Here is a 1,244-nt window from a genome sequence, read left to right as displayed (position 1 = left end):
CCGGCCAGGACGGGTTCTGGATCTGTCGCGCGCTTCAGGCGCACGGCATCAAGTGCTACGTCATCGATCCGGCCAGCATTCCGGTTGAACGCCACAAGCGGCGCGCGAAGACCGACCGGCTCGATGTCATCAAGCTGGTGATCAACCTGCGCGCATGGCTACGCGGCGAGCGCGACCGCATGCACGTGGTTCACGCGCCATCGCCGCAGGACGAAGCGTCGCGGCACCTGATGCGCGATCGCGGGCAACTGCAGAAGGAAGTGCTGCAGCACCGCGACCGCATGCGCAAACTGCTGGCCACGTTCGGCTGCTGGGATGAGGTGGATCACAAGCACTTCGCCGGCCGGCTCGCCCGTGACGAGGTGAAGTGTCACGACGGCGCGCCGTTGCCGCCCGAAATGCGCGAGCGGCTGCTGCGCGAGTGCGAACGGCTGGCGCTGGCACAACAGCAACTCGCGGCGCTGGAGAAGACGCGGCAGGCAAGCCTGCCCGCACCCGCGCGCAAGCGACGCGATGACCTGGCGCGCCTGAAAGGGATTGGCGAAGTGGGCGCGTCGCGCCTCGCGCTCGAACTGTTCTGGAGGGACTTCAGCAACCGGCGCCAAGTTGGTGCCTGTACCGGTCTGGTGCCCCAGCCCTACGACAGCGGCGAGAGCCAGGTCGACCAGGGCATCAGCAAACAGGGCAACCGACGAGTGCGCGCGTTACTGGTCGAGATGGCATGGTGCTGGCTGCGCCACCAACCCGACAGTGCACTCACGCGCTGGTTCAACGCGCGCACCCAGAGCACGGGACCAAACCGGCGGGCCCGGCGCATCGCGATCGTTGCAGTCGCACGGCGACTCGCCATTGCGCTGTGGCGCTATCTGAAAGACGGTGAGATTCCCGAAGGCGCACGGCTGAAGTCAGCGTAGGCTCCCAAAAAAAGTTTTGCAGGAAGGAGGTAACGGTCGGTCAGGGCAACTACGCAAGCACAAACGGTCTGAGGTGAACATGCCCGTTCTCCTCCCGGGTTGCTGATGCAACCGATTTACCAAGATGGGGCATGTCTCCTGGTTGATGATTCCGGCGTAATGCGCATGCAGGACGAGGCCGGCCAAGCGCCGGCGGATAGAAGGTGGTCAGACGTCACGTCTGACGCGCGCACAAACGGCTTCAGACTATGCCGCACGTAGGAAGTTTGATCGTCGGTCGACTAGCCCCAACCTCCCAAAGGGACTTGACAAACCACTGCTCATAGAAGG

1 protein-coding gene is annotated in these 1,244 nt (G+C 64.1%); it reads left to right on the top strand.

The features are described from left to right. Positions 1–914 (top strand): IS110 family RNA-guided transposase (locus AC1Q7H_RS39765; RefSeq protein WP_492382511.1); only part of this gene is annotated, 914 nt, incomplete at its 5' end. Positions 915–1,244: the final 330 nt, after the last annotated feature.

Source organism: Cupriavidus sp. GW823-FHT06D04, from assembly GCF_058795055.1.
Note: the sequence above shows the minus strand (reverse complement) of the source record. Positions and strands in the feature narration are given on the sequence as shown.